The organism is Phormidium sp. CCY1219 (genome assembly GCF_035615515.1).
GTDB lineage: Bacteria > Cyanobacteriota > Cyanobacteriia > Cyanobacteriales > Laspinemataceae > CCY1219.
In genome coordinates this window covers 1-26,529 of sequence record NZ_JAJENT010000282.1, presented here as the reverse complement: position 1 = coordinate 26,529, position 26,529 = coordinate 1, and the positions used below count along the sequence as shown (strand labels likewise).

Annotated in this window: 18 protein-coding genes and 1 pseudogene; 11 read left to right on the top strand and 8 right to left on the bottom strand. The window is 49.7% G+C overall.

Translation table 11 applies throughout. From position 1 onward, the window contains the following. Nucleotides 1-1,373 (bottom strand): annotated as a pseudogene (locus tag LKK83_RS04280) (hypothetical protein); the annotation flags it as partial. A 925-nt stretch (nucleotides 1,374-2,298) separates the two neighbouring features. Between LKK83_RS04280 and LKK83_RS04275 the strand changes: the two are divergent. Next, nucleotides 2,299-2,424 (top strand): hypothetical protein, encoded by a 126-nt coding sequence (locus LKK83_RS04275; protein WP_324629644.1) that lies wholly within the window; start codon nucleotides 2,299-2,301, stop codon nucleotides 2,422-2,424. A gap of 71 nt (nucleotides 2,425-2,495) precedes the next feature. On the opposite strand, the gene gcvP is transcribed toward LKK83_RS04275, so the two are convergent. Together gcvP and gcvH are read right to left on the bottom strand one after the other, a co-directional pair. Beyond that, nucleotides 2,496-5,438 carry an aminomethyl-transferring glycine dehydrogenase gene (gcvP, locus tag LKK83_RS04270; RefSeq protein WP_324629642.1) on the bottom strand — a complete coding sequence of 981 codons (2,943 nt, stop codon included), beginning with the start codon at nucleotides 5,436-5,438 and terminating at the stop codon, nucleotides 2,496-2,498. A 576-nt stretch (nucleotides 5,439-6,014) separates the two neighbouring features. Further along, nucleotides 6,015-6,404, bottom strand: a complete 390-nt coding sequence (gene gcvH / locus LKK83_RS04265) for a glycine cleavage system protein GcvH (RefSeq protein WP_324629641.1) — start codon at nucleotides 6,402-6,404, stop codon at nucleotides 6,015-6,017. A gap of 281 nt (nucleotides 6,405-6,685) precedes the next feature. Between gcvH and LKK83_RS04260 the strand changes: the two genes are divergently transcribed. From LKK83_RS04260 to LKK83_RS04250, 3 genes are all read left to right on the top strand, one after another. Beyond that, nucleotides 6,686-7,096, top strand: a complete 411-nt coding sequence (locus LKK83_RS04260; RefSeq protein ID WP_324629639.1) for a hypothetical protein — start codon at nucleotides 6,686-6,688, stop codon at nucleotides 7,094-7,096. 721 nt (nucleotides 7,097-7,817) lie between these two features. Beyond that, on the top strand, nucleotides 7,818-9,059 hold the full coding sequence (purT, locus tag LKK83_RS04255; RefSeq protein ID WP_324629638.1) for a formate-dependent phosphoribosylglycinamide formyltransferase: 1,242 nt from the start codon (nucleotides 7,818-7,820) through the stop codon (nucleotides 9,057-9,059). Between the two features lie 259 nt (nucleotides 9,060-9,318). After that, complete coding sequence (locus LKK83_RS04250; RefSeq protein WP_324629636.1) at nucleotides 9,319-11,118, top strand: mechanosensitive ion channel family protein; 1,800 nt, start codon at nucleotides 9,319-9,321, stop codon at nucleotides 11,116-11,118. Between the two features lie 336 nt (nucleotides 11,119-11,454). Here the strand turns inward: LKK83_RS04250 and LKK83_RS04245 are convergent, their stop codons facing one another. The 3 genes from LKK83_RS04245 to LKK83_RS04235 are packed head-to-tail and all read right to left on the bottom strand — an operon-like array spanning nucleotide 11,455 to nucleotide 14,077. Next, the gene (locus tag LKK83_RS04245) at nucleotides 11,455-12,036 is read right to left on the bottom strand and encodes a DUF421 domain-containing protein (RefSeq protein ID WP_324629635.1); all 582 of its coding nucleotides are present in this window, start codon (nucleotides 12,034-12,036) and stop codon (nucleotides 11,455-11,457) included. 18 nt (nucleotides 12,037-12,054) lie between these two features. Beyond that, entirely contained in the window at nucleotides 12,055-12,963 is a 909-nt protein-coding gene (locus LKK83_RS04240) for a metallophosphoesterase (protein ID WP_324629634.1), read from the bottom strand. Between the two features lie 46 nt (nucleotides 12,964-13,009). Then, nucleotides 13,010-14,077: an ion channel gene (locus LKK83_RS04235; protein WP_324629632.1), complete on the bottom strand. Its 1,068-nt coding sequence runs from the start codon at nucleotides 14,075-14,077 to the stop codon at nucleotides 13,010-13,012. 602 nt (nucleotides 14,078-14,679) lie between these two features. Between LKK83_RS04235 and LKK83_RS04230 the strand changes: the two genes are divergently transcribed. After that, nucleotides 14,680-15,105 (top strand): hypothetical protein, encoded by a 426-nt coding sequence (locus LKK83_RS04230; protein ID WP_324629630.1) that lies wholly within the window; start codon nucleotides 14,680-14,682, stop codon nucleotides 15,103-15,105. Between the two features lie 464 nt (nucleotides 15,106-15,569). Further along, nucleotides 15,570-16,274 carry a T-complex 10 C-terminal domain-containing protein gene (locus LKK83_RS04225; RefSeq protein WP_324629629.1) on the top strand — a complete coding sequence of 235 codons (705 nt, stop codon included), beginning with the start codon at nucleotides 15,570-15,572 and terminating at the stop codon, nucleotides 16,272-16,274. A gap of 310 nt (nucleotides 16,275-16,584) precedes the next feature. Here the strand turns inward: LKK83_RS04225 and ccmS are convergent, their stop codons facing one another. Both ccmS and LKK83_RS04215 read right to left on the bottom strand, forming a co-directional pair. Further along, nucleotides 16,585-17,007: a beta-carboxysome assembly chaperone CcmS gene (gene ccmS / locus LKK83_RS04220; RefSeq protein WP_324629628.1), complete on the bottom strand. Its 423-nt coding sequence runs from the start codon at nucleotides 17,005-17,007 to the stop codon at nucleotides 16,585-16,587. Between the two features lie 123 nt (nucleotides 17,008-17,130). Beyond that, complete coding sequence (locus LKK83_RS04215) at nucleotides 17,131-18,942, bottom strand: ABC transporter ATP-binding protein (RefSeq protein ID WP_442957277.1); 1,812 nt, start codon at nucleotides 18,940-18,942, stop codon at nucleotides 17,131-17,133. A 641-nt stretch (nucleotides 18,943-19,583) separates the two neighbouring features. Here LKK83_RS04215 and cofH point away from each other — a divergent pair. The 5 genes from cofH (at nucleotide 19,584) to tilS (ending at nucleotide 26,442) form a co-directional block, all read left to right on the top strand. After that, the gene (gene cofH, locus LKK83_RS04210) at nucleotides 19,584-20,735 is read left to right on the top strand and encodes a 7,8-didemethyl-8-hydroxy-5-deazariboflavin synthase subunit CofH (protein WP_324629627.1); all 1,152 of its coding nucleotides are present in this window, start codon (nucleotides 19,584-19,586) and stop codon (nucleotides 20,733-20,735) included. Between the two features lie 552 nt (nucleotides 20,736-21,287). Further along, nucleotides 21,288-23,063 (top strand): DUF3352 domain-containing protein, encoded by a 1,776-nt coding sequence (locus LKK83_RS04205; RefSeq protein ID WP_324629626.1) that lies wholly within the window; start codon nucleotides 21,288-21,290, stop codon nucleotides 23,061-23,063. 276 nt (nucleotides 23,064-23,339) lie between these two features. Beyond that, nucleotides 23,340-24,449: a c-type cytochrome biogenesis protein CcsB gene (gene ccsB, locus LKK83_RS04200; RefSeq protein ID WP_324629625.1), complete on the top strand. Its 1,110-nt coding sequence runs from the start codon at nucleotides 23,340-23,342 to the stop codon at nucleotides 24,447-24,449. 147 nt (nucleotides 24,450-24,596) lie between these two features. Next, the gene (locus LKK83_RS04195) at nucleotides 24,597-24,887 is read left to right on the top strand and encodes a KGK domain-containing protein (protein ID WP_324629624.1); all 291 of its coding nucleotides are present in this window, start codon (nucleotides 24,597-24,599) and stop codon (nucleotides 24,885-24,887) included. Nucleotides 24,888-25,422: 535 nt separating this feature from the next. Next, nucleotides 25,423-26,442: a tRNA lysidine(34) synthetase TilS gene (tilS, locus tag LKK83_RS04190; protein ID WP_324629623.1), complete on the top strand. Its 1,020-nt coding sequence runs from the start codon at nucleotides 25,423-25,425 to the stop codon at nucleotides 26,440-26,442. Nucleotides 26,443-26,529: the final 87 nt, after the last annotated feature.

Below are 26,529 nucleotides of genomic sequence, written 5' to 3'. Positions count from 1 at the left end.
GGTTCTTCGCCACTACCATCGGTGGGTTCTTCGCCACTACCATCGGTGGGTTCTTCGCCACTACCATCGGTGGGTTCGCCACCACCGGATCCGCCGCCATCGGTGAAGTCGGGAATCGCTGGCAAATCGCCGGCATCTTCTATGTCATCACTCGCATCTTCGTCGGCATCTTCCGCGTCTTCGCCAGAATCTTCCGCGTCTTCGCCAGAATCTTCCGCGTCTTCGCCAGAATCTTCTACATCTTCGCCGGAATCTTCTGCGCCTTCGCCATCTTCTAGGTCATCTTCTTCTTCGCCGCCAATCAGTTCTTCACCTTCTTCGCTGGTGAAGAATGCGCTCAGGGTCTCTAACCCAATTTCGACTAAGCTGGAGACGCTGAAGATGCTGGTGATTTGAGTGACGCTAAAGGAGAAGTTAAACTCGCGATTTTCACTTAACCCAAAGTTGAGGAAGTGATCCGCCGCCGTGGTTTCACCCTCGGAAACTGCATTTGCAACATCCGGGTTGAGTTGCAAGTAGGAATTGGCGTTAAAGAAGCGGTTGAAGCTACGATTCTCGAAGCGCCCAAAGTTGAAGAAGTGCGAAAATACGCTCGTTTCACCTTGGGATACGGCTTCGGAAACATCTGGGTTTTGCTCCAGATAAAAGCCGACGTTAATGAAGGGATGGAACGCGCGCGCTTCAAATTTTCCGAAGTTTTTGAAGTGTTTGAAAACAGTCGTTTCGCCACTGGAAACGGCTTGTTCTACATCGGTATTTTGCTGCAGGTAATAGCCGACATTCACGTAGCGGTTGAAGGACCGCTGTTCAAACTGCCCAAATTTGTAGAAGTGGAAAGCAGCAGTGGTTTCGCCATTAGCGACGGCTTCGGCGACGTCCGGATTTTCCGCCAAATAAGTTTCTTCGTCGAATACATCAGAATTTTCGATGTCTTCAACTTCCGCCATTTCTTCCGGCGTCATTTCCATTCCGGAATCATCCATTTCGGACTCATCCATTTCGCCGTCTGCAGTGGTTTCTTCTGCAGTGGTTTCCATTGTAGGTTCTTCTGCAGTGGTTTCCACTGTGGGTTCTTCTACGGTTTCTTCTGCAGTAGGTTCTTCTGCAGTGGGTTCCACTGTGGGTTCTTCTACGGTTTCTTCTGCAGTGGGTTCTTCTGCAGTGGGTTCCACTGTGGGTTCTTCTGTGGTGGTTTCTGCTGTGGGTTCTTCTACGGTTTCTTCTGCAGTGGGTTCCACTGTGGGTTCTTCTGTGGTAGGTTCCGCGACAGGTTCGCTGACATTGGCTAATTCTGCGTCGGTCGGTTCTTCAGTGGTGGTTTCTTCTTCGGTGGTGCCGTTTACGATGTCGCGTACTTCTTGTTCGCTAAGCATAGGAAAACTCCGTTATCGAGAATAAATTTCGATGGTTGTTTGAGTTGAGGAATCTGTCAAAAGCCAGTTCCGTTTCCGGTTTGGACTTCACAGCGTTGGCAACTTTCGGTCTTAATTCCTTGTCAGCCAAGGGACTTTTGGGTGCAATTTATAAAGGGGAAAGAGCCTCAACTGGAGAGGAAAACCTCTCAGGTTATTCGACTCTTGGAATTCATCGAGATGCGTTTGTTTTTTTGATTCCCTGATTTTAAAGTTTGTTCCCGATCGCCTGATTGGACAATCGTACATGGAAACAGGCATCAATCTGTATTCCCTTTGGCTTGTTGTTGGAAAGGACAGTCGCCTCGCCATCAATGTTCCCTGGTTTTCTTAGACTGACTGGCTTGCGGATTGTTTCCGAAAAATCTTATTTTTGTTTTGGGATGCCAAGGCGACACCTTATTAATATGCGTACTGGAGCTGACAGTGGATTTTGGTGCTTTTTCGCCTCTTGTCAGTCTAGCAGTTTGGGCGTTTTCATGCAAACTGTCTCCTTAATTTAAGAAAATTTTTATCCAAAATAGATGGATTTACCGAGCTTTTTTTTGTTCCCTTTATTTTCTCCGTAATTCCACGTAAATCTCAAATAATTTAAAGTTTTAATAACTCTCTGCTTAACAAATAATCACAGTTATAAAGGAGGGCGAGCAAAGGCTAAATCAATAAAAATTTGCCTCGTTCGGCGCTCCTTTATCTGACGGTTGTTTTCCGCTCCTGCGGCTGATTTAAACCCCAGCAGAACTGTCATGTGGGAAGGTGAGTGTAAATCGCAGTCTCAAAAACACAGCCATGATTTTCAGGAAGATTTCTGGCACAGAGACGAGGGTGGGGGATGGAGAGTTCCCTCTTTTCCTCAGAAGCGCAAAAAATGGGGGATGGATAGAGAGTGACTATTCTATGTTGGCAAAATAAACAACAGGCTTTTGCCGGAAAAAAACGCCGATATAAGCGAGCCGATCGCGTCACCGAAACTCTGAGAAACCCCGCCCAAATCAAACCTCCCTCCAGATAAAAAATTTATCTGGAGGGAGGAAAAAAACAGGCGAATTGGGTTAAAACACAACCCGCGATCGCCGCACCTACTTATGCCTCAGAATAAGCATCCATTGGCAAACAAGCGCAAACCAGATTGCGATCGCCAAAGGCATTATTCACCCGACCCACCGGTGGCCAGAACTTGCGATCGCGGATCCAGGGGGCCGGATAAACCGCAGCTTCCCGGGTATAGGGACGATCCCAATCCGTAGCGATCGCCACTTCCGCCGGATGCGGTGCATTCTTCAACACATTATTATCCCGGTCCGCCTGACCCAACTCGATTTGCTCGATTTCGTGACGGATCGAAATCATCGCATCGCAGAAGCGATCGAGTTCCTCCTTCGACTCGCTTTCCGTAGGTTCCACCATCATCGTTCCCGCCACCGGCCAAGACACCGTAGGCGCGTGGAAGCCATAATCAATCAAGCGCTTCGCAATATCATCCACCTCAATCCCGGCAGTTTTCTTCAGCGATCGCAGGTCCAGAATGCACTCGTGGGCCACCAAACCGGCCTTACCCTTATAAAGCACCGGATAATAAGACCCCAACCGAGACGCAATATAATTCGCATTCAAAATCGCCACCTTAGTCGCCTCACTCAGACCTTCCGCCCCCATCATGGCAACATACATCCAAGAAATCGGCAGAATGCTAGAACTGCCCCAAGGTGCAGCCGACACCGCAGAAATCCCCTGCGATCGCCCCATATCCACCACCGAGTGTCCGGGCAAAAACGGCACCAAATGGGGCATCACCCCAATCGGTCCCATCCCCGGGCCGCCGCCACCATGCGGAATGCAGAACGTCTTGTGCAGGTTCAAGTGGCACACATCCGCCCCAAAATCTCCGGGACGACATAACCCCACCTGGGCATTCATATTCGCCCCATCCATATAAACCTGCCCGCCGTGGGTATGAACGATTTGGCAAATCTCCTCAATCCCTTCCTCAAATACCCCGTGAGTGGAAGGATAAGTCACCATCAGCGCCGCCAAGTTTTGGCGGTGCTTCTCGGCTTTTGCCTTCAAATCCTCTAAATCAATATTCCCCTGGTCATCGCAACTCACCGGTACCACTTTCATCCCGGACATCACCGCACTCGCCGGGTTGGTTCCATGCGCCGAGGTGGGAATCAAACAGACATTCCGATGACCCTCGCCGCGCTGTTGGTGATATTCCCGAATTACCAGCAGTCCGGCATATTCCCCTTGCGACCCCGCATTGGGCTGCAGGGAAATCGCCGCAAAGCCGGTAATTTCCGCCAGCCATTCCTCTAACTGTCGGAACATGGTCTGATACCCCTGAGTTTGCGAGGTGGGGGCAAAGGGGTGAATCTTGCCAAATTCCGGCCAAGTTACGGGAATCATTTCCGCCGCTGCATTCAGCTTCATCGTGCAAGACCCTAACGGAATCATCGAAGTGGTTAGGGAGAGGTCTTTGGCTTGCAGGCGGTGCAGATACCGTAACAGTTCGGTTTCCGAGTGATAGCGATGAAACACCGGATTGGTCAGATACTCGCTGGTGCGCGCAAAGGGAGCCTCAAATTCTCCTTTAGCTTCCCCTGCCAGTTCTTCTACAGTAAACGGCAGGTCTGCGGTGCCGGCGAAAATCTGCCACAAGTCTACCAGGTCTTCGACGCTGGTGGTTTCGTTGAGGCTAATCCCCACCGTGGTGCGATCGAAGGTTCGCAGGTTAATTTGTTTGCTGTCGGCGGCGGCGAGAATCTCCTCGAGGGATTTGGAGCCTAATTCCACGCGCAGGGTGTCGAAGAAGGGCGCGGATCCGATATCGTATCCGAGACGCTTCAATCCTTGGGCGAGAATTTCGGTCAGCCGATGCAGGTTTTGGGCAATTCGTTTGATGCCCTCGGGCCCGTGATAAACCGCATACATGGATGCCATCACCGCAAGCAGCACTTGGGCGGTACAGATGTTGCTGGTGGCTTTTTCCCGGCGGATATGTTGTTCGCGGGTTTGCAGGGCCAGACGCAGGGCGGTTTTGCCTTGGGTGTCTTTGGAAACGCCGACAATCCTTCCGGGGACTTGCCGTTTGTATTTTTCCCGGGTGGCAAAATAGGCGGCATGGGGTCCGCCGTATCCCAGGGGAACTCCGAAGCGCTGGGTGTTGCCTACGGCTATATCGGCTCCAAATTCTCCGGGGGGCGCTATCAGGGCTAAGCTCAAGAGGTCGGCGGCGACGGTGACTAAGGCCCCGGCATCATGGGCTTGTTGGATAAAGTCGCGATAGTCGTACAGGGTGCCGTCGGTGGCGGGGTATTGCAGCAGGACGCCAAATACCGGGCGATCGAAGCTGAAGGTTTGCGGATCGCCGACGATAATCTCGATGCCGAGGGGTTGGGCACGAGTTTGCACCACTTCGATGGTTTGCGGGTGGCAGTGTTGGGAGACGAAAAAGGCGTTGGCTTTGGTTTTGCACAAGCCATAGCTCATGCTCATGGCTTCGGCGGCGGCGGTGGCTTCGTCTAAGAGGGAAGCGTTGGCAATCTCGAGTCCGGTAAGGTCGATGACGAGGGTCTGAAAGTTCAGCAGGGCCTCGAGTCTGCCTTGGGCAATTTCGGCTTGATAGGGGGTGTAGGCGGTGTACCACCCGGGATTTTCTAAGATGTTCCGCTGAATGGCAGGGGGGGTGATGCAGTCGTGATACCCCATGCCAATGAAGGAACGGTAGATTTTGTTTTGGGCGGCGATTTTTTGGAGCCGATCGAGGGCTGCGTATTCGCTGGCAGGTTGCGGCAAGTTGAGGGGGCGATCGCGTCGAATGCTGGCGGGTACGGTTTGCTCGATCGCGGCGTCTAGGGTGGAAAACCCGATCGCTTTGAGCATTTGGTCGATTTCTTGGGGCGATGGCCCGTTATGCCGTCGGACGAAAGAATCGGAGGAAATTAGTGGATCTGCAGTGGATTGGGTGGTCTGTTTCACGGGTTGGGTTACTTCTGCGTGGTTGATTGTGGTTTTCGACTTCAGCATAGAACTCCGATTTCTTAACGTCTTAACCTGTGTAGTTTCTGCCCGGTTGTCTTGTTTTGGGGTTCTGGTTTCTGGATAGGGGTTGATTCCCCCACGGTCTGGGTCGGGAATGTTGGCAATCTTCCAATACCCAGTTAACCGCCTACACTTCTCTATTATTGTGCAACAATTTCGGTCGCCTTTCTAGGGCAATCCCGACCCTGGGTGCCCTGTGAAGGGTTGATTTTTGCCTGCAAAAGCGCTGCTGTACTTAGGGTAGGGGCGATCGCTTGGGGAGGGAAAACTCCTGCCCGGTTGCGTTTTTTGTTTCGATTCTGACAGCTTTCCCCTGGCAAATAAGGTTCCGGATACTCTCTGATGCCTTATCTGTCAGGGGAAATTGTTATGCCGATGAATGCGATCGCCTCTCGGGTGGGTGGGGATTTCTCTCGGACTTTGGGGGGCTACGCAGTGGCTGCATCTGGGGATGGAGTGCCTGCGCCGCTCAATTTTATTTCCCCAAAATACTCTGTCTCTCCAACCCCCTGTGGTGGTGGCGCGATCGCTCATTCCTCTGCGCTTTGCGACAGCTTGGTTTTACTCTCCCTCGACTTGTGCCCGATATTCTTCGGCAGACATCGCCTCTTCGAGTTCGTCGGGATCGTTGACGCGCACTTTGAGCAACCACCCTTCTCCATACGGATCGTCGGCGATCGCTTCGGGGGCGTCAATGATTTCGCTGTTGCGATCGACTACTGTCCCGGATATGGGGGCGTAAAGGTCTTCTACGGCTTTCACTGATTCTATGGTGCCAAAGGTCTCTCCTTTGGTCAGTGCTTCGCTTAAATCGGGCAGTTCCACAAATACGATGTCTCCGAGTTGGTCGATCGCAAATGCGCTAATGCCAATTGTGGCGATTTCGCCGTCGAGTCGAACGTACTCGTGGGAGTCTAGATATTTCAGATCTTCTGGATATTCGAGAGCCATTTGTTTTCCTCACACTTAAATCACTTCGTCAGGGATTTGCCTCAGCCTGAGTTTACCTTTGCCTGTCCGTTCGACTAGACTCGGGTTCACTCGCGCAACCCACTGTCTGCTTCCCCTCAACCTTACTTTCGGCGCGCAACTCCTCTCGGATTTCTCGCCTGGATTTGGTTTGGGTCGCTACTGACAGTTTGGCGAAAACGATGAAGCCATCAACAATCCGCCCTCTGCTCGAGGACTCGAACCCCATTGCACCGCCAAGATTGCCTTTCCATCATAGAAAGGTGCCTTCTGCAAGGCAATCTTTTTTCTCGGTTTTTGTCAATTGTCGGGTTTCGCTTTCTTTTCGGGGGGAGGAAAGGTTCGGAAGCACTGGGGCGATCGCTTCTGCCATTTCTCCTGATTTACCCCCAGTCTATTCTTATTACCACATCTTTCTCTATGGGTCAAGTCTTTCGGCAAATTTAATGTTGCAGATTGACAACTTTCACAAAAATGAGCGATCGCTTGCTTCTCGGGTCTATGGTTGTCAATCTGCTATCTGTGCTTTCCCTTCCCCAAACCCAGAGGCGATCGAGTCTAAAATCCACAGCATACCGACAGTGCCTAATATCGCCTCGATGCAAAAGGTCGATGGCGATCGAAGCGAACTCCCAGAGGTGGAAAGCACAGATTGTTTTGTTTGTGAAAATTAAAACGATCCGATGCCAATGCTGTATTCTTGCATTGGCGGCGATCGCCTTTTTTTCGATTGTCTCTTAAACTCCTCGATATCCCCTCCGAGAGCGATCGCCTCCCAGTGAAAATCGGCACAAAATTTTCCCTGCTTTCATCATCGGGTTTGGCAAATGAAAAGAGCGTTGCACGAGGGGCAACGCTCTTTTCTCAAGAATATTAAAGGCAGGACAGGCGGCGAGCGATTTAATTGTTTTGCATCCTCGGCATGAGCGATAAAAAATTAGAGCCGAGGGAGGGAGTCGAACCCCCGCGCGTCGCGCAAATGAATCGCAAGTGCAACCACATGCAACAATCACTCCTCGCACAGTTCCTGCCCAGAGGCTTTTGTAACTTAGTCGCCGTTTAAAGCAACAAAACGAGGTAAAGATGATTTGAATGAGTGCAGTAGGACCGGCGGTTAGCATAACGACCGGCTTTTCCCAATCCTGGAAACAGGGTGTTTCGCGAGGCCGCATCCAACTCAGTTCCTACTGTGCTACAGCATAATACATTTTGCCGCTCGGTGTCAAGGGGATAGAGAAAAATTTTTTTTAATCGCTCCAATCCCTTGCAAATAAAGGTTTACAGGGTTTACTGACGAGGGATGCAGCTCCGAGGATGGCTGGAAGATAGCATCCCGCCGGTGGGGCATTCTGTTAATCATGTTACAAAAAAACCTGAAAAGTTGTAGCCACAGGGATGCCGAGGGGGGCTGAGGGCAAATATGCCGGGAGGGTCTACAATAGATGGACTTGTCGTCAATTGGGGATTCATAGAATGCGTGTGCCACAAAAATTGATGTTGCTTGGATCTGGCGAACTCGGGAAAGAATTTGTGATTGCCGCTCAACGATTGGGCAACTGGGCGATCGCGGTGGACCGATACGATAATGCTCCCGCCATGCAGGTAGCCGATGAAAAAGAAGTAATTTCGATGCTGAGTGGGGAAGAATTGCAACGGGTTGTGGACAAACATAAACCCAATTTTATCGTTCCCGAAATCGAAGCAATTAGAACCGAAAAGTTACTCGAACTGGAAAAAGAAGGGATTATTGTCATTCCCACTGCCAAGGCGACCAATTACACCATGAATCGCGATCGCATTCGAAATTTGGTATCGGGAGAGTTAAGAATTCGCACGGCCAAATACGACTATGCCAGCACCCTAGCCGAACTCATTCAAGTTTCCGAAAAAATCGGATTTCCCAATGTGGTCAAACCGGTGATGTCTTCCTCCGGGAAAGGACAGTCCATTGTCCGGGATGCCAAGGAAGTAGAAAAAGCATGGAAATACGCCCTAGAAGGGTCTCGGGGTCACAGTCAAAAGTTAATTGTGGAAGAGTTTGTAGATTTTGACGTGGAAATTACCCTGCTGACGATTAAGCAGTGGGATGGACCGACTTTATTTTGTCCGCCGATCGCCCATCGGCAAGAAAGAGGCGATTACCAAGAATCCTGGCAACCCGCCCCCATGTCCGAACAACGGCTGAAAGAAGCGCAGGCGATCGCCGAAAAAGTCACCAATGCTTTAGGCGGGGCGGGCATTTTTGGGGTCGAGTTTTTTATCACCAAAAATGAAGTAATTTTTTCCGAACTGTCTCCCCGCCCCCACGATACCGGAATGGTGACATTAATTTCCCAAAATTTGAACGAATTTGAACTGCATTTGCGCGCGATTTTAAACTTGCCAATCCCGAAAATCGAACAATTCTATCCAGCCGCCAGTGCGGTAATTTTAGCCCAAGAAAAATTAGATTCAGTTGCCTATGAAGGCGTTACCGATGCTTTATCAGAATCCGATGTAGACCTGCGATTGTTTGGCAAACCGGATGCGCGTCCCTTTCGGCGCATGGGAGTCACCTTAGCGAAAGGAAAGACCGTGCAAGAGGCGCGGGAAAAAGCCCTGAAAGCTGCCAGTAAAATTACTGTAGTCAGTGCATAATTCCCCAGGGTTTTGAATGACCGATTTTTGCATCTGTTCCCAGGTTCGTCCTGGGAACCCGTTTTAATTCTCCCTATGTGGAAAGAAGCGATCGCTTAGCCCGAGGTTTCACGCCGCACGGATTAAACCGGAAATGCGATCGAACTGAAATTTATTATCCAAGGTCTTCCCTTAGAGGGATGTTACACCGGTGCTAATCTGACTAATCTGCGATCGATATCGTTTGACCCGCGTATGACTGGGTGGAGGTTCGATCTGAATGAATTATGGAAATTTGCAAACCCTTTATCGCCGCGCGATCGCCGGCACCATCGGGAGGGTAAAAAAGCTGAAAAACCCAGCCAAATGTTGGCAAAAGCAAGGGATTTTTATCGCCTTTTTTATTACAACTTTCCTCTTGACGGTGGCGATCGCACCGCCAGCAACCGCCCAGTTTAATCAATCCAATTCTACTACCGTCAATCCCGTAACCGAATGGGTGCGATTAGATGGACACCCCGTGTTAGAAATTGCTGCACCAAAAGTTTCAATCACCAAGCGGTTGGAACGAATTGAAAATAAGTTGCAGAAAATCCGCAATGATTATCTAGACGCCGCTAGCGCTACGCCAGAAATCCTGGTGATGGAGCAAGAAAATACGAAGTTACCCGAAATTTACGTGAATGGTACGTATTTGCTGACCGTTACCCAACAAGATGCAAATCTGCTGGGAACTACACCTTGGGCGTTGGTGAAACAATTTCAAGAAGAACTGCCCCAAGCTCTCGAGCAGTCGCGCTTAGAACGACAACAAGAGTATAGTATCCGACAGTCTTGGATTGCGGCGGGAATTATTGTCGGTGCGATCGCCCTTTCATTTGTCCTGTTTCGCATCGGCCAAAAAATTGATGTGCCCCAATTTGCCGCCAATGTTATCTCTCATCACCCCATCACCCACAAACTCAATCGCGAACAAAAAGACAACTTGCAAAAAGTCGAGAAACACCTGATCGCAATCGCGCAAATTGCCATCTGGGTCAGTGCAATTGTGATAATTTTGGGGTTATTTCCCTATACTCGACCGTTCCAGGTTGCCGTTCTTTCTGCCCTAGAAATTCCCTTGATTATTGCCGTGGTGATTGTAGTCAGTTATGTGGGAACTCGACTCAGTTATATTGCCATCAACCGTGTGATTTCCAGTTTTGCCGAAAGTCAGATTATCAAGGCGCAAGATTCCCGCCGATTGGAATTGCGCGTTTCCACGATTTCCAGTTTACTCAAAAGTACGGCTTTATTCACCTGGATTGCGATCGGATCGATCGTCGCCCTGAGTTTGGTCGGCGTCAGTTTGGGCGCATTGATTGCGGGGGCAGGTGTGATTGGTTTGCTGATAACGTTGGGTTCGCAAAACTTAATCAAAGGCGCTATCAATAGCTTTTTCTTTGTGTTAGAAGACCAATTTGCCGTCGGGGATGTGATTGTGGTAGAAAATATGAATCAGTTGGGCGGCGTCGTGGAAGATATGAATCTGCGAATTACCCAACTGCGCGATGCTAAAGGACGATTGGTCACGCTTCCCAACAGCGAAATAAAATCCGTGGTCAATTTTTCTTATGAGTGGGCGCGATCGGATTTAAAAATTCCCGTTCCTTACAATACTGACATCAATCAGGTTATCGATGTCATTCATACCGTGGCGCAAGAGATGAATGAAGATCCAGACTGGAAAGAGGACATTCTCGAAGAACCGACACTGCTGGGCATCGATGATTTTAGCGATCGCGGTTTGCTAGTCAGACTGTGGATAAAAGTCAAACCGATGAAACAATGGGATATTTCGCGAGAATATCGTCGTCGGCTTAAATTAGCATTAGATTCGGAAAATCTTCACATTGGCCTGCATCAGGAGGAAATTTGGGTAAACCCGAATTTACCGATGCAAGTGACGATGAACGATAATAACAATACTATCAATGAACCGGGCAGCGAAGATGGCAATCAAGCCGTAAAAACAGGCCATCAGGGCAATGTAGATAATGCAAGAGAGCGAGACGATAGCGAGGGAGAAGAAAAATATTAACCCAACATTCCTCCACGACGCTGAGGCAGCAAAACCCCTGCCGATATAAACTTCCCGGGGCGGTAAAACTTGGCAATTGAACCGTCAAAATTGAGCTTAGAATTCCTTCTCAATTTCTGGCCTAACCCCTATTTGTTCTGAATCAACGTAGCCCCCGGGGAAGGGGGCGCGAGCTATATTTTCGGATAGAATGATATCGCGTCCGGTAAATGGCGAATTCAGGTAATCGATGGAAATCGCCCCGGGTTTTTCGGAGGCGGAGGAAAGTCGAATCCTCCTCCGCCCAGGCGGATTAATTTGTTTTTCTATTTATTCCGGCGGACGATATCGGAGCGCTCAGTTCAGTTGAATTCGCACGGTTTGCACCCCAGATTCTACGGGTAATTCTACAACGCTGGGGGGTTTGTCTTTTAGAATAATGCTAATTTCGCCGCTGGCTTCTAGCCGTGCTTGTTCGACTTGAGAAGGGTCGGTAAGGTTAGCTTTCAAGCGCAAAGAAGATTTTAAATCGCGATAACTGATATGACTTTTTTTCATGGCGGCGTGATTGATTTCCCCATCTTGAATTAACACATGCGATCGCCCCTTAATTAAAGGATCGAAACGGTCAAAATGAAACGCAATTAAGGCTAATAGCCAATGCAGCAGCACCAGTGCGAAAGCGGCTCCCAGGGTTTCAAAAAAAGGCGCACTGCCATTAATGGCGCGGCTTAAGGTGGAGCCTAAAATAATGGTTAAGAGGACATCTAAAGCCGCATGTTTGGCGATAAAGCGGCGATCGCCACCCACGCGCACCATCCCGAGGGCGATCGCGTAAATGACGATCGCCCGCAGTCCCATCTGCAACAAGGTGAGCTGCTGCGGATCCCGGCTGAGTCCCAGAGCCGAATTCATGGTATCCCCAATGACTTGAATCATCCGATGATTTCCTCCTGTCTACGAACCAACTGTATCATTGGGGCGCAGCGTAAACATAGTGATTTCCGGCGGACAGTTAATCCGCATGGGAAGAAGGCTAAACCCAATGCCGCGATTCACATAAAGTCGATTCCCTTCCGTTCCATATCCTTTATCGATCCAGCCATCAGCATGAACCTTATCTTGTTTCACAAAGCTCAACCAAGAAGATTGCGGCGTCAAGGGCAAGCGAATTTGTCCGCCGTGGGTATGTCCGGCAACTGCGATCGGGGCGGTTTGCGCCGCAAATTCCGCAAAGGAGTTGGGATTGTGCATCATCACAAAGCGAGGTGCGGCGTCGGGTACATCGGCAAAGGCAACTTGCGGGCGATCGCGACCGGGCCAGTCTGCCGCAATTCCCACCAAATAAAGCGGTTCGGTGTTTTCCCCAGGCAGGAATACCCTCGCGGCTTCATTTTCTAGAACCGACACTCCCATCGCTTCGAGTTCTCCTTCCAACTGTTGCGCCACCCGTTCTTGTGCTTCCCCATCGGGAGAACTCATACTGTAATCGTGATTTCCTAACACGGCATAGGTCGGAATCCCTGCATCCACAAGCGGACGCAGCAACTCAGTCACTGTACCAATCTCTGTCTCCGGATCGGGCAAAGTATGATAGACAAAATCTCCGATAATTAAAGCAAACGCCGGCTTTTCTTCCACCAACTCTTGGATGCTGCGGCGCACGGTATTGGTATTGTCCAACCACATTCCTACCTGAAAATCTCCTACGACTCCCACCTTTTGTCCCTCCCATGCTTCGGGAAGATTGGGAATCGTAGCCACTTCTTCTTGTTTGTCGATAAAATACGGTTCTATTAAGCCCCAAAGGATGAAAATTACTAAAATTCCTAGAAAACTCAGTAAGATGTATTTCAGTGCTTTCATTCTATTGCTCCTATTTTTTAATCACATTGCATCCGCGATCGCCCGGTTAGTGAAGTTCCGCATCGTCTATGATGCTTTCGTCATCTAACCAGGTGCCGCGATTGGTGGTTTTCATTGACGCAACGGCATCCCACGTCCAGCCATCATGTTTCACCAGAGCCAACAATAACTGTCGGCGAATTGTGGCATGCTTCGTATTGTGCCAAAACTGTTCGTCACTGACAGTGGGAATGCCTTCCTGAGCCAGCATCTCTAAAGGCGGAAGCGGCGGAGTTTCTGATGCGGGTTCGATATAGGCGGATTTGAGAGTTTTCAAAAATCCCGAAACCGCACGTCGTGCGGGTCGAAGTGCCGCTGGATCCGGCTGGTTTTTCTCCGGAACTCCGTAATACAGCAGAGTTAAAGCGTCATCTAAGGTAACAATGCTTAAGGCAAAAACTTTCGAGCGCTCCACACTGTGAAAGTAATTCAGAATGGGATAAGCGAGATAACTTTCTGCCATTTGGCTCATCATCGCAGTTAAAGTAATTAAGTGCTGATCGAACTGACCGAAATTTTCCCCATTCCAAGCGCGCAGGATTATTTCGTCCGGCGTACCCCCTAGACTGGTAATGTATAACGCAATTTGGCGTTTTAGTACCACGGCGGAAATCACGGGCAATAAATAGGCGATCGCCAGGGTGACTAAAAAAAAACCATTGGCAGAAGCCACTGCCGTTGCGAACTGCCAAATTCCAGTAGCTGGCTGAAAATCTCCCAACCCTAAGGTAGAAAGCGTATAACCCATAAAATAAATTCTTTCCCCTATCGTGGCGGGAATTTTCGTTGTGGAATTGACCACCGCTTCATCAAACGAGCAAAACACCATCGTCCATCCCACCCACGTCAAAAATAACCAAAGCAAGGCAATGCCAACCAGCAAAATCCAGCCGAGAAGGGTCAAAAAGCGGTGGTTGGAATGCTTGCGATTAAAGCGAAGACCCATTTTCCAGGCTCCACGGCATAACTTTCCCGTTAAAGGTCCGGCACCGCCGGCGGTCAAACTCGTAACTAACACATCTGCCATTACAATCACTAAAATTAATAATCCTAGAAAAATGATTAAAATTGGCATGGGCAAACCTCTTCTGCAACGGCGATAAAATCCTATCCTAAGACTGACTACAATTGCCTCTATCGATAGGGGGAGATTCTACTTTTTCAAAAGACGCTTGAACGGAGCAAAGCTGATTTTTACCTCATTGAGGGGATTGGGTAAATTCTCGTTTCTATATTTTAGATAGTTTCTTCGCACGGGCCGACTGGCAGAAGCACATCTGGTAGGATGGGCGACAGATTCTCACGTTTTTATACAAATATCCCGTATGTCGCACCAGCCGATCGCCTTCAACTTCGGGGGAGGCGGTGTGGCGGCATAAGCCTTTCTTAAGTCAGGCTAAAACTTTTCTTAACCCCATAACAATTCCGGTCAAACCCTTTATAATCAATATGGCTTGAGTTGTTTTTGTTCGTAAAAGAAAACCCGGGTGGATGGCCATCGTCCTCCACCCGCTTTCTTAATTCGATCGCGATAGAGGAGACTCCATGCAACATCCCACAGTTCATCTGCCAAACAATAGGCGCATAACCCGCGCGACTTTCACAAATATCAACTTCTGGAGATGGGGGCAAATTTTCGCCACCGTGGCGATTCTCGCCGGGTGTGGCGATCCTCAGATGACTCGGGAAAGCGAAACTCCCACAACTCCCCCCACGCTCAATCCCGAAACCACGAGCGAAAATGTCGGCGATCGCGGGCTAGAAAACTTGCCCGATGGCGAGTATTTTTACGGGCAATCTCCCACTCCGGATGCACCGGGTCAGCTTTATGTGGTGTTCCGCAAAACCGCTAATTCGATGAGCGGATTAAAATACGCTTTCCAAACCGATAATAGTGGGTGTTTTCAAGGAATAGCTCAAGGTGAGAAAGTGGTTGACCTGCAAGGAGCGTATGCACAACCCTCTCGTGATGGCCTTCAATGGTCGATGGAGCAAAACTTAGAACCGCTTGATTTAACGGGATTTCATTCCATAGGATTTGAAAATATACCGGATTATGCCCAGCAGAGCTTTCAACAGTGCGTGGCAATTTTTGCGGAATAATTCGGCAAACATAGCCAAATAAATTGCAAAATAAACACTGGTTTTGTCAATCAAATTTCACCAATAAATCGCAATCGCAAGTTTAAAAAATCGGGGGCATGGAAGGGTGCCCCTTTTTTGTCAGGGTTTGGAAACCGCATCGCTCTTGACATCAGGAGTTTTTAGTTCGCTCTGGATTGTTTGGTAATTTATGTCTCGTAAGGGTTTTCAACAAATTTCAAACCTATAGTGTTCGATGGCTGTTCGGTTTAAAAGCGAATAAACGCAGCGAAAATCGCTCTTTCGGATGAGGGAAATAATCTTTCGGATGAAAGAGGCGATCGCCCTCAACAATTTGTCAAAATAGAACTAAAAGTACCCAGACTGAGGACAATATTCTTCATGGCGCTCGAAAATTTGCCAAGGGTTGCCCTCGGAACGAAAGAACGTGAAATATTTTAGACTTGCGGAGGTTTATCGCTCAAATGTTAAAACAATTATCTTTACCCCTAGCAATCTCGGCAGGATTGATGGTGTTGATGCCGATTGGCGAAAAAGCAGCAAGGGCACAGGACTATCCCGGCTGCTATATGGTTAACCCGCGAGGCAATGTGATAGACTTAGATCGCTATTGCGAGTACGATCGCGCTCCCGAAAGCAGGGGGGAAGCGAACCGACCCGAAAGCAGGGGGGAAGCGAACCGACCCGAAAGCAGGGGGGAAGCGAACCGCGATCGAGCGCCCGGACAGCCCACCCCAACGGGCGATGAGGCTTCCCAGTCCGGGGAAACCACCCAGCGAACCCTCGCAGATGGCACCACAATTATCACTCAACCCAATGGTAGAACCATTGTCATCTTGCCCGATGGTACTGTGAGAGGTATCCCGTCACCCCAGGGATCGGGTGCCAACCGCCGCGATGGGGCTACCGATAGTATGAATCCCTCAACCGGCAACGCGGGTGAAGGAAGGGTCAGAGGTACCCCGGCTACGGAGCGATCGGGTGCCAACCGCCGCGATCGATCCACTGATGCCTCCACTCCTTCAATCGAGCAACTCTCCGATGACACGGTAATTAGAAATGTCCCCCAGGAAAGGAGGAACCCCGAGGGGCAAAGTCCCTTGATTCAGGAAGACTTTCCCCCGGGCACCGAAATCCGGTTGCCCAACGGAACCGTTATCGAATATTAGAAAGAGGCGGTCATCTGCGCCCACCCGAGAGACAACGAAGAGTCGCTGAGGTTGGTCAAATCCAGCGCAGGCGGTAGGGAGTTCGAGAAAATAATACCGAATCGAAGAATTATATCCCTGTTTTCAATGAATAGTACCCCTGTGTAGAGGTGCGAGCGACTCCCTTGCTATTTTTGAAGTAGAGAAGGAGTCGATCGCCGATTTCAAACAATACTTTTACCACTCAAATGGAACGACTGTATCGAGTTTAGAGAATTAACCGCAATAGGGAATAATACCACCTATAAAATCCTTTGGCTACAGTCGCTCCTTACCCTTGCAGGCGGTTTTCCAAGCGTTCGATTAATGTCTGCACGTCATGTCCCATACGCTCAAAACAAACCGGGGGCGGGGGGTCGATTTCAAATTCAATCACCTTCACTTGACCGTTGCCAATTCCAACGAGCAACACTTCTGTTTCGGGGTTAAAGTTTTCCACTACCCCAATCATTTCTGCAAGTTTGTTATTGACTTTGCCATTTAATTGAGCGATCGCCGCTTTCGGACAATACACGAAATGCGGCCTCGGCGACATATCGATACCGATAACGCTGTCGTTGTGTTGGTTTTCCAACCACAATCCCCAAGACAATGCGGCCAATTCTTCTTGATTGGCTTTGGCAAAATCCGCTAACTGACCCCGCCATTGGTCTTCCGCTTTTTCGGGTTGATTGCTACCCACTAAGTTAATCATTTTTTAGCTGTCTATTCCCGTTTGGCCTTCATTGGTTGAGAGTCGGGTAAGCCATGCCCACCCTATCCCAGGTTATTTTATCATAGGATTAACAGGGCAATGCTGGGGCTAAGCCATCGTCTTTCAGGTTTTCATTCCCATTTGTACTCGCCACAGACTCGCGTATATGCCATTTTGGTCTAATAGGTCTTCGTGAGTGCCGGATTCGATTAATTTGCCGCCCTGCATCGCGTAAATGCAATCTGCATTTCTCACCGTAGAAAGACGATGAGCGATCGCGATCGTGGTGCGATTTTGGGTAATCCGGTCTAGAGAGCGTTGAATCGCCGCTTCGGTTTCATTGTCCACAGCGGAGGTTGCTTCGTCAAGGATTAAAATTGGCGGATTTTTTAAAATAGCGCGAGCGATCGCCACTCGTTGTCGTTGTCCGCCGGATAACTTTTGTCCTCGTTCTCCCACAATCGTCTCGTAACCTTGAGGCAATGCCATAATAAACTCATGGGCTTCTGCCATTTTTGCCGCCGCGATCGCCGACTCAAAACTGGCATCAAAACTCCCATACATAATATTTTCTGCCACAGTTCCGCGAAACAAAAAAACATCCTGACTGACCAATGCGATCGCGCGGCGCAAATCGCCCAGCTTAAGTTCCCGAATGTCAATTCCATCTAATGTAATGGTGCCCGATTGAATTTCATAAAGTCGCAGCAATAGCTTCACCACCGTACTTTTGCCCGACCCGGTAGCCCCGACAATGGCAATCGTTTTTCCAGCGGGAATTTCCAGGGACAAATCCTGCAAAACCGGCGCGCGATCGCTATAGGAAAAACTTACATTGTCCAACTTTAATTCTCCCCGCACCGATTCCAGGGTTAACGGCTTTTCCCCGCGATGAAGCGCGATGGGAGTATCGAGCAAATTCATCACCCGGGTAATCGAAGCCATGCCCCGCTGATATAAATCTAGGGTCTGTCCTAAGCGGGTTAAAGGCCAAAGTAGTCGTTGAGTTAAAAATACCAAAACGCTATAGGTACCCACCGCCAAATTGCCTTCCACCACGGCTAGTCCGCCATAAAGCAAAGTCCCGGTAAATCCAATTAAAATAATTACGCGAATTAACGGAACAAATGCGGCAGAAAAAGCAATCGCGCGACGGTTGCTTTGACGATAGGCTTGGCTAAAGCGCGCAATGCGTTTGACTTCATATTTTTCGGCAGTAAAGCTTTTAATTGTGGTCATTCCACTTAAATTATTGGCCAGTTGACCGTTGAGCAAGCTGACATTTTCTCGCACCTGGGCATACCGAGGCGCAAGACGACGCTGAAAGGCGATCGACCCCCAAATAATAAATGGCATCGGCAACATGGCCATCCAAGCTACACTGGGTGCTAAAATAAAAAAGGCAGTGCCGATAACCACAACCGTGGTGGAAACCTGTAAAAGTTCGTTCGCACCCACATCGAGAAAGCGCTCTAATTGATTGATATCATCGCTTAAAATCGACATCAAACCGCCAGTAGAGCGTTCTTCAAAATAGGCCAATTCCAGTTCTTGCAAGTGGGCGTAGGCATCGAGGCGCAAGTCGTGCTGTAGGGATTGAGCGAGATTGCGCCACAAGCAAGCGTAAGCGTATTGAAAAACCGATTCGAGTCCCCACACGATAAAAGTGATGAAGCTCAGCACCACCAGTTGCGAGAAGATATCTTGAATGCCAAATTCGGCAATTAAAGAATCTTGCTGGTTGACTACCACATCCACTGCAGCGCCGATTAAAGCTGGCGGGGCGAGATCGAACAGTTTATTGAGAATCGAACAGGCGATCGCTAGCCAAATTTGCCCGCGATAGTGTTTCCCGTAGCTCAACAAACGTGGCAATGGATGCCCCATTTTTGCCCGAGTCAATTCAAAAGAGCGATTTCGCGAAAATCGAGTCATCGAGTTAAAATCATAAACAACAAAATCAGCCTATTCTCTTGAGGATATAATACGCTAATGGCCTAGCAAAAACTCAATTCTATCAGGGGAAAATAAAGAATATAAAATAGAAAGTTTAATGGAGCGTCGAAAAAGGCATCGAGCTAAAAAGATATTTGTCGAATCGCTTCATGGGACTGATGCAGAAATTCTTAAGAGGTGAGGACTGTGGCCTGAGTTGGAAAATTAGAAGGGGAAAGGGGGAAAGATTATGCCAATTTGGAATTTATCGGCTGACAAGCGTATTGCCGCAGAACCCATTAAAGATAAAATTAAGTATTCTTTCAAACGCTCCTATTACCGAAAAGCGGTGGGGGGAGTTAATACTCAATCGTCTGTTCCAATATAATGAACCAGGCACGCCGGAGGATTTCGGGCGGTGGGTGACGGGGAGTAATCTTAAATCATATCTGGTTCATATGCGAGTCGATCGCTCCTCCTGGGTCAAAAATCACCCCCATAGGATGCAATGGCTAGAACGATTACCACCAGAAAGCGATCGCGAATCCTCCACCCGCGACCTCCCAGGTTAACCCCCCATTTCTCAAACCGAGGTGTTTTTTGTCACAATAAACCACAGTAACTCCTTACTTTATTAACCCGTGACTGCTATATCTGTAAATTCCATTCTCGATCGTGCCCTCGCCGATCGCGATCTGTCCCCCGCAGACGCGGCGATCCTTCTGCAACAGAAGGAGCCGGCACAAATCAGCGCCATTCGCGAAGCGGCGGATGCCTTGCGTCAGCGACAAGTCGGCGATCGCGTCACCTATGTCATCAATCGCAATATCAATTTCACCAATATCTGCGAACAGCATTGTAATTTCTGTGCCTTTCGCCGCGATCGCGAAGATGAGGGTGCCTTTTGGTTAGATTGGGGCCAAATTCTCGAAAAAACTGCCGAGGCGGTTCGCCGAGGCGCGACCGAAATCTGCATGCAAGGAGGATTGAATCCCGAAGCCAAAATCCGAGGCGCATCTTTACCTTATTATCAAAAACTGGTTCGCACGATTAAAGATGAATTTCCTCAACTCCACCTGCACGCTTTTTCTCCCCAAGAGATCCAGTTTATTGCCCGAGAGGATGGATTAACCTATCGGGATGTTATCGCTGCCCTCCAGGAAGCGGGCGTGGGATCCATGCCGGGAACGGCGGCAGAGATTTTCGACGATCGCCTGCGACAAATCATCTGCCCGGAAAAAATTAATACCGCCACTTGGCTCGAGATTGTCAGTACCGCCCATCGTCTGGGAATGCCCACCACCAGCACCATGCTGTGCGGTCATTTGGAAACCCCCCAACAGCAGATAGAGCATCTCGCCAAGTTGCGATCGCTGCAACAAACCGCGATCGCCGAGCAATATCCCGCCCGAATTACCGAATTTATCTTACTTCCATTTGTCGGCGAACAAGCACCCGCCCCCTTACGCCGTCGCGTCAGTCGCGATCAACCCAACTTATCCGACACCCTCCACTTAACCGCTGTAGCGCGCATCTTCCTAGGAAAGTGGATTCCCAATCATCAACCCAGTTGGGTTAAACTCGGTTTAAACGGTGCCACCACCGCCCTCGACTGGGGATGCAACGATATTGGCGGCACATTAATGGAAGAACACATTACCACAATGGCAGGAGCAAAAGGCGGTAGCGCGATGGAACCGCAAACATTACAACAGGCTATCCGTTCCAGCGGGCGTTCCTATCAACAACGCGATACACTCTATCAGCCAGTAGAAAAGACGGTTTGTTGTTGAAAACCTACCACTACCAACGGTTAAAAACACCGAGCGCGCCTGCAAAATACCTCCAGGGTATCACATTTGTTGGCGTGCTTCTTGTTAGATTGCACCCGGGTGCTGGATAGCTATTCTCGTTAGAGATGAACGTAAAATAACCAAAAAATTGTTAGGATTAAAGTTAGGAAACGCTCGATTTTGCCGATTTTATTTCTGAGTCAAAAATGGGCAATGGCTAAAAATATGAATCTCCACCGGGAGAGGGTAATAAGAGGAAAGTAGCGGGTATACCGCTACTTTCTGGAACCCAACGAGGCAAATACTGTGATGAAATATCCTTTTTAGAACAGAAAAATTAACCGAAGATTTTGCAAAAGAGCGATCGCCCCACCGGATACCCCAAACCGCGAATAGCGACGGTCTGCAAAATCCCGGGAGAATGTGTTTGCGAAAAGCAGCACTAGGGGGGGCGGTTTTGTTGTTAAATTAGAGTCGTTAAGGCAACCCAACCGAACCTGCCCCGATCGATAAACGATTGCACTCTCGTTGCTGAGGCGCTGTGACAACATCATGTCTGAACCCAAACAAATCGAAACCAAGAAAGCCCCCATCTCCATTGCCCTAGCTGCTGCTGCGGTTCTGGTGATTGGTGGCGGTATTATCAGCTTTTGGTCCATCGTCCAACGGCGAAGCGCACCCGATGTACCGGTGGGAACCGAAATCCTACCCCAGGATGCGCTAATGGCCATTTCCTTGACCACCGATGAGAGTCAGTGGCGGAAATTGCGCGAATTTGGCACCCCAGAGAGTCAAGCATTGCTGGATCGATACCTCCTGCAGTTGCGCGATCGCTTCTTAAGTGTCAACGGCTATAACTACCAGCAAGATATCCAGCCTTGGGTCGGTTCGGAAATCACCGTCGGCTTCTTGCCCCCCTTTCCCGTACCCATCGGCAACGACAAAACCGATTCCACCCCATCTGCAGCGCGCTTTTCCGGTCAGCACTCTGTAGTCATGGTGTTACCCATTAACAATTCCTTGCGCGCCAAGCAAGTCTTAGAAAAAGCCCAACCCCCGCAAAATGGCAGATGGGTGAACCGCACCTATAAAGACGTGGAAATCAAACAGATGCAGGGAGTGCCCGAAGAGAATCAATACGCCGTAACCGTACTCGACGGACGCTATTTGGTCATCAGCAACGACAGCCCCACGATAAGCCGCATCATTGACACCTACAAAGGCGCACCGGCTCTAGCGGACATGGCAGGGGCAACGAAAGTCTGGCAGCGACTAGAAGCCTCGCGACCCTTTGCGCGGTTATTCATCAACGTGCCGATAGCGGCGGCAGTTGCTTCATTAAACTCAGCCAACCCGAACCCGAAAAAGATAGCCACACAGCAGCACAATCAAGGATTTGCCAGCACACTCACCCTGGAGTCAGACGGTATTGGTCTCGACAGTATGGCGTGGCTCAAACCGGATAGCGAGCTCAAATACACTGTGGAAAATAACGCCAGAACGATGGCAACTCGCTTACCCGCAGACACGTTAATGATGATTTCGGGCAGCAACTTGCAGCAGTTGTGGTCCGACTATACCGCAGGCGTGGACGCCAATCCCATTTCTCCTTTAGATCCGCAATGGCTGCGACGCTCGATTAAAAGTACCACCAACCTCGATTTAGAGAAAGATTTGCTCAGTTGGATGGCGGGGGAATTTTCCTTCTCGATCGTTCCCCCAGTGAAGGGAAGTAACGCCAGATATCCAATTGGGGTACTGTTTATGGTGCAAGCCAGCGATCGCCGCGCCGGTGAAGAAACGCTGAAAAAGCTCGATCGGGCAATGAGCGAGGAATATAACTTCACGGTGGAAGAAACCCAACTCGCATCGCAACCCGTGGTGCAGTGGACATCCCCCCAAAAATCCCTCTCCGTGACCCACGGATGGTTGAATGGCAATGTGGCGTTTTTAAGTTTTCTCGCACCGGTGGGCGAAGCGATCGTTCCCGCCCCCAAACAACCCCTCGCCATGAGCGAACAATTCCAAGATATCGTGCCGTTAGAACTGATCCCCAACAACGGTCACTTTTTTATGGATGTGGAGCGCGCCATCCAGACCGAAACGCCCAGTTGGATTCAATTGCCTTCCCAACAACAAATCCTGATCGATGCCATACAAGCTATCGGCGTTAGCACCGCAGTGGAAAGCGATCGCACCACCCGCTATCAGGTATTTGTCCGTTTGAACAAAGCAGGCAAACCCAAACCTTTACCCACTCCTGCCAGCGAAGACCCTCAAAATTCTACACCTCCCAGCGCTCCGGCAACCCCAAGCGACGATTCCTAAACGGCACCCAGGCTAACAGCCCGAAAACTGCGATCGCTAGTGGGTTGTGCCCCCCGGTGGGGCATAGTGGGCCAGCATTTTCCGAACCGGTTCTACTGAAGCGACGCGATAGGGCTAAGGGCGCGATCGCCTACCGGGCCAGTCACTTCAGACCCTGCTGGTGAGTCTGGGACGATTTGAATCGGTAGTTTTATCTCCGTGAAGGCGGCAAGAATCGGTACGATAGAAAGAAATTACGAAACCTTATCGATTCGACAACAAGAGGGGAGAACGCTTGTGGATTTGATTATCCTGCAAAACTGGCTTGATAATGCTTCATTTGCTGTTTTATTCATCACCATGTTGATGTATGGAATCTCGGCTGCGTTTCCGGGGGTTCCGTGGTTGTCTGCCATTGGTACCAGTGGGATGGCGATCGCCAACCTGTGCATCGCCACTCTACTGGGCGCACGCTGGATCGAAGCCGGATATTTTCCGTTGAGCAATCTGTATGAATCCTTGTTTTTCTTGGCATGGGGGATTACTGCAATTCATCTGATTGCCGAAAATATGAGCCGCAGTCGCTTAGTGGGCGTGGTCAGTGCCCCCGTGGCAATGGGCATTACTGCCTTTGCTGCCCTGACTTTACCCGAGGAAATGCAATCCGCCGCACCTTTGGTTCCGGCCCTGAAATCCAATTGGTTGATGATGCACGTCAGCGTGATGATGCTCAGTTATGCCACCTTGATGGTGGGGTCTTTGTTGGCGATCGCCTTTTTGGTGGTCACGCGCGGGCAACATGTGGAATTGCGCGGCAGTTCGATCGGCAACGGTGCCTATCGCAACTCTAACTACCGCACCCATCGTCCCGCCCAACCAATGGAAACTCTCGATCGCACCACTTTAGACCCACAGACTGATTCGAGTAATGGATCTTCCCCCGTGGCGGTTCGCGAGAATAATGGCAGTGCTGTTGCCGGTAATGTGGCGGTGTTGGATTTGGTGGAAGTGGAAACTCCCCAAAAATTAGAGGCGATCGATTCCCACAGGGAAGCAAACACCAGCCCACCTCTGTCCCCACAACGTCTCAGTCTCGCCGAAACTCTCGACAACATCAGCTATCGCATCATCGGATTGGGATTTCCCCTACTCACTATCGGCATTATCGCCGGTGCCGTCTGGGCCAACGAAGCTTGGGGATCTTACTGGAGTTGGGATCCCAAAGAAACCTGGGCGCTAATTACCTGGCTTGTCTTTGCTGCCTATCTCCATGCTCGCATTACCCGAGGATGGCAAGGTCGTCGTCCGGCAATTTTAGCCTCAACTGGTTTTGTGGTTGTCTGGATCTGTTATCTTGGGGTCAATCTTTTGGGCAAAGGGCTGCATTCCTACGGTTGGTTTTTCTAAGCCTTGAACCGTTAACTCTCAGAGTCACTCGTCTCCTGTCCGGCAATCTCCACTGGCTCACAACCGGGCGGAGTCTCGGGTAAAGACGAGTGACTCCCAAGTCAAACGCATCCCAACCCTGTCAAACTTTAGAACGCGGAGATAGAGATGGATCGTAAATTCGAAACCCTAGGAAATGAGGACGTTCTGTCTACCAGTGGCAGTAATTTAATGTTTCAATGTACGTTCAAAGTCAGTGAATTTATGGATTTGCTCCAAACGAAGTTAGAAGAGGAAAGCTTGTTCGCTGGCGGTCTAGACTGTGAAGTGTTAAGTCCGGGCCAATATTGGCGGCGCGGCAAAGTTCAACTGCGTCTGGAGTTTTGTCCGGAGGAAAGTGACCCTACTCCTGCTGTCTCTCCCGGCATCGCCGAACCTTCTTCTCTTCCTAATGAGTAAGCGCAACTTCAGCAATTTTGCATAGGACTTTAAACCGGGATGCGTGCGGCGTATTATGTGGTATTTTGCGTTAGTTAGTTGGAAATAAAAATAGCGATCGCACGCATCCTTATTCCGGTTAACGCCCCGGCTTCCGGAAAGTTTTTTCTGAACTCAAAAAGGTGTATGCATAAAATTAAAACTTATATTTCGAGCGGTTATCATACTTTTTAAACTAAAAATTTTAGGGTTATTCAACCGGGCGTTCGGGTCCCTCCTTTACCCTTCTTTGTTGGCGTGTAAATTGACATTCAATGTCATTTTATCCCGGTTTTTGGGAACGGTAGAAAAAATTAGCTGAGAGGGTTGATTAATCCGGAATCCCTCTGTCAAATATATGGCTAACATTATTCAGTTTTATGAGGACGGAGGCTTGCCTACCCCCGATTTCTAATCGCCGGGGTGGTTTAAATCGATATGGGACGGATTTGGGATCGAACACGAAAGGTTAAAGCTAGAGAACTGAGCAAGGGTTGCGGATGTGGATGGGGAAAGCATGAACCGATGGAGTTCTGTTCACGCCAGAGTACATCAAACTCTGCGCCAGAGGCAATTATTGCCAAAGGGCGATCGCCTGTTGCTGGCGGTTTCTGGGGGACAAGATTCGTTGTGTTTGGCGCAATTGCTCCTAGACTTGCAGCCCAAATGGGGTTGGATCCTAGGGGTCGCTCATTGCGATCATGGCTGGCGTGAAGACTCGCGAGCCAATGCAGAATATGTGGAAACCCTGACAAAGCGCTGGCAGATGCCGTTTTATTTGCAAGCGGCATCCCATCAAGCACTCAAAAACGAGGCACAGGCGAGACAGTGGCGATATGAAGCGTTAAAAGCGATCGCGGACGAGCATGAGTATTGCACCATCGTCACCGGACATACCCAAAGCGATCTTGCAGAAACCTTTTTGTTTCATGCCATTCGCGGAACCGGTGCCGATGGACTACAGGCGATCGCCTGGGAGCGGTTTTTAGAGGGTGGCATTCGACTGGTGCGTCCTTTATTAGGCGTAAGTCGTTGGGAAACCGAGGCGTTTTGTCATCAAGCCGACATTGAGGTTTGGGAAGATGCCACCAACCGGGATTTAAAATATTCGCGCAATCGCATTCGCCAGGAATTATTACCCTACTTGCAAACCCACTTTAATTCCAGCGTGGAACAGCACTTAGCTCGCACTGCCGAACTGTTGCGCGCTGATGTGGAGTTTTTGCAAGCGGAAGCCCAGGGGCTACTGGAATCTTCTATATACCAAACCGATGAAAAAGTCAAGTTTTCTGGGGAAAAAGGTAGAACGGTAGAAGCAGTGCGCCTCAATCGCCGCATATTGAGCGCTGCCTCTCTAGGGATTCAGCGACGAGCGATGCGGCAACTTTTGCAGCAACTTCTTCCCAGCGCACCGACTTTCGACCATGTGGAAAAACTGACCCACCTGATTAACGCCCCCAACCAAGCGCGCACGGATCCGTTTCCGGGGGGAGCGATCGCCCGAGTGGAAGGGCACTGGATCGTCATCGAAAATTAGGGTTGGTAAGGGGACGGATGGAAACCCCTGTCATTCATGCACGGGGAGGAATCCGTCCCCTTACACAAACAGCAGCCCAACAGGGCT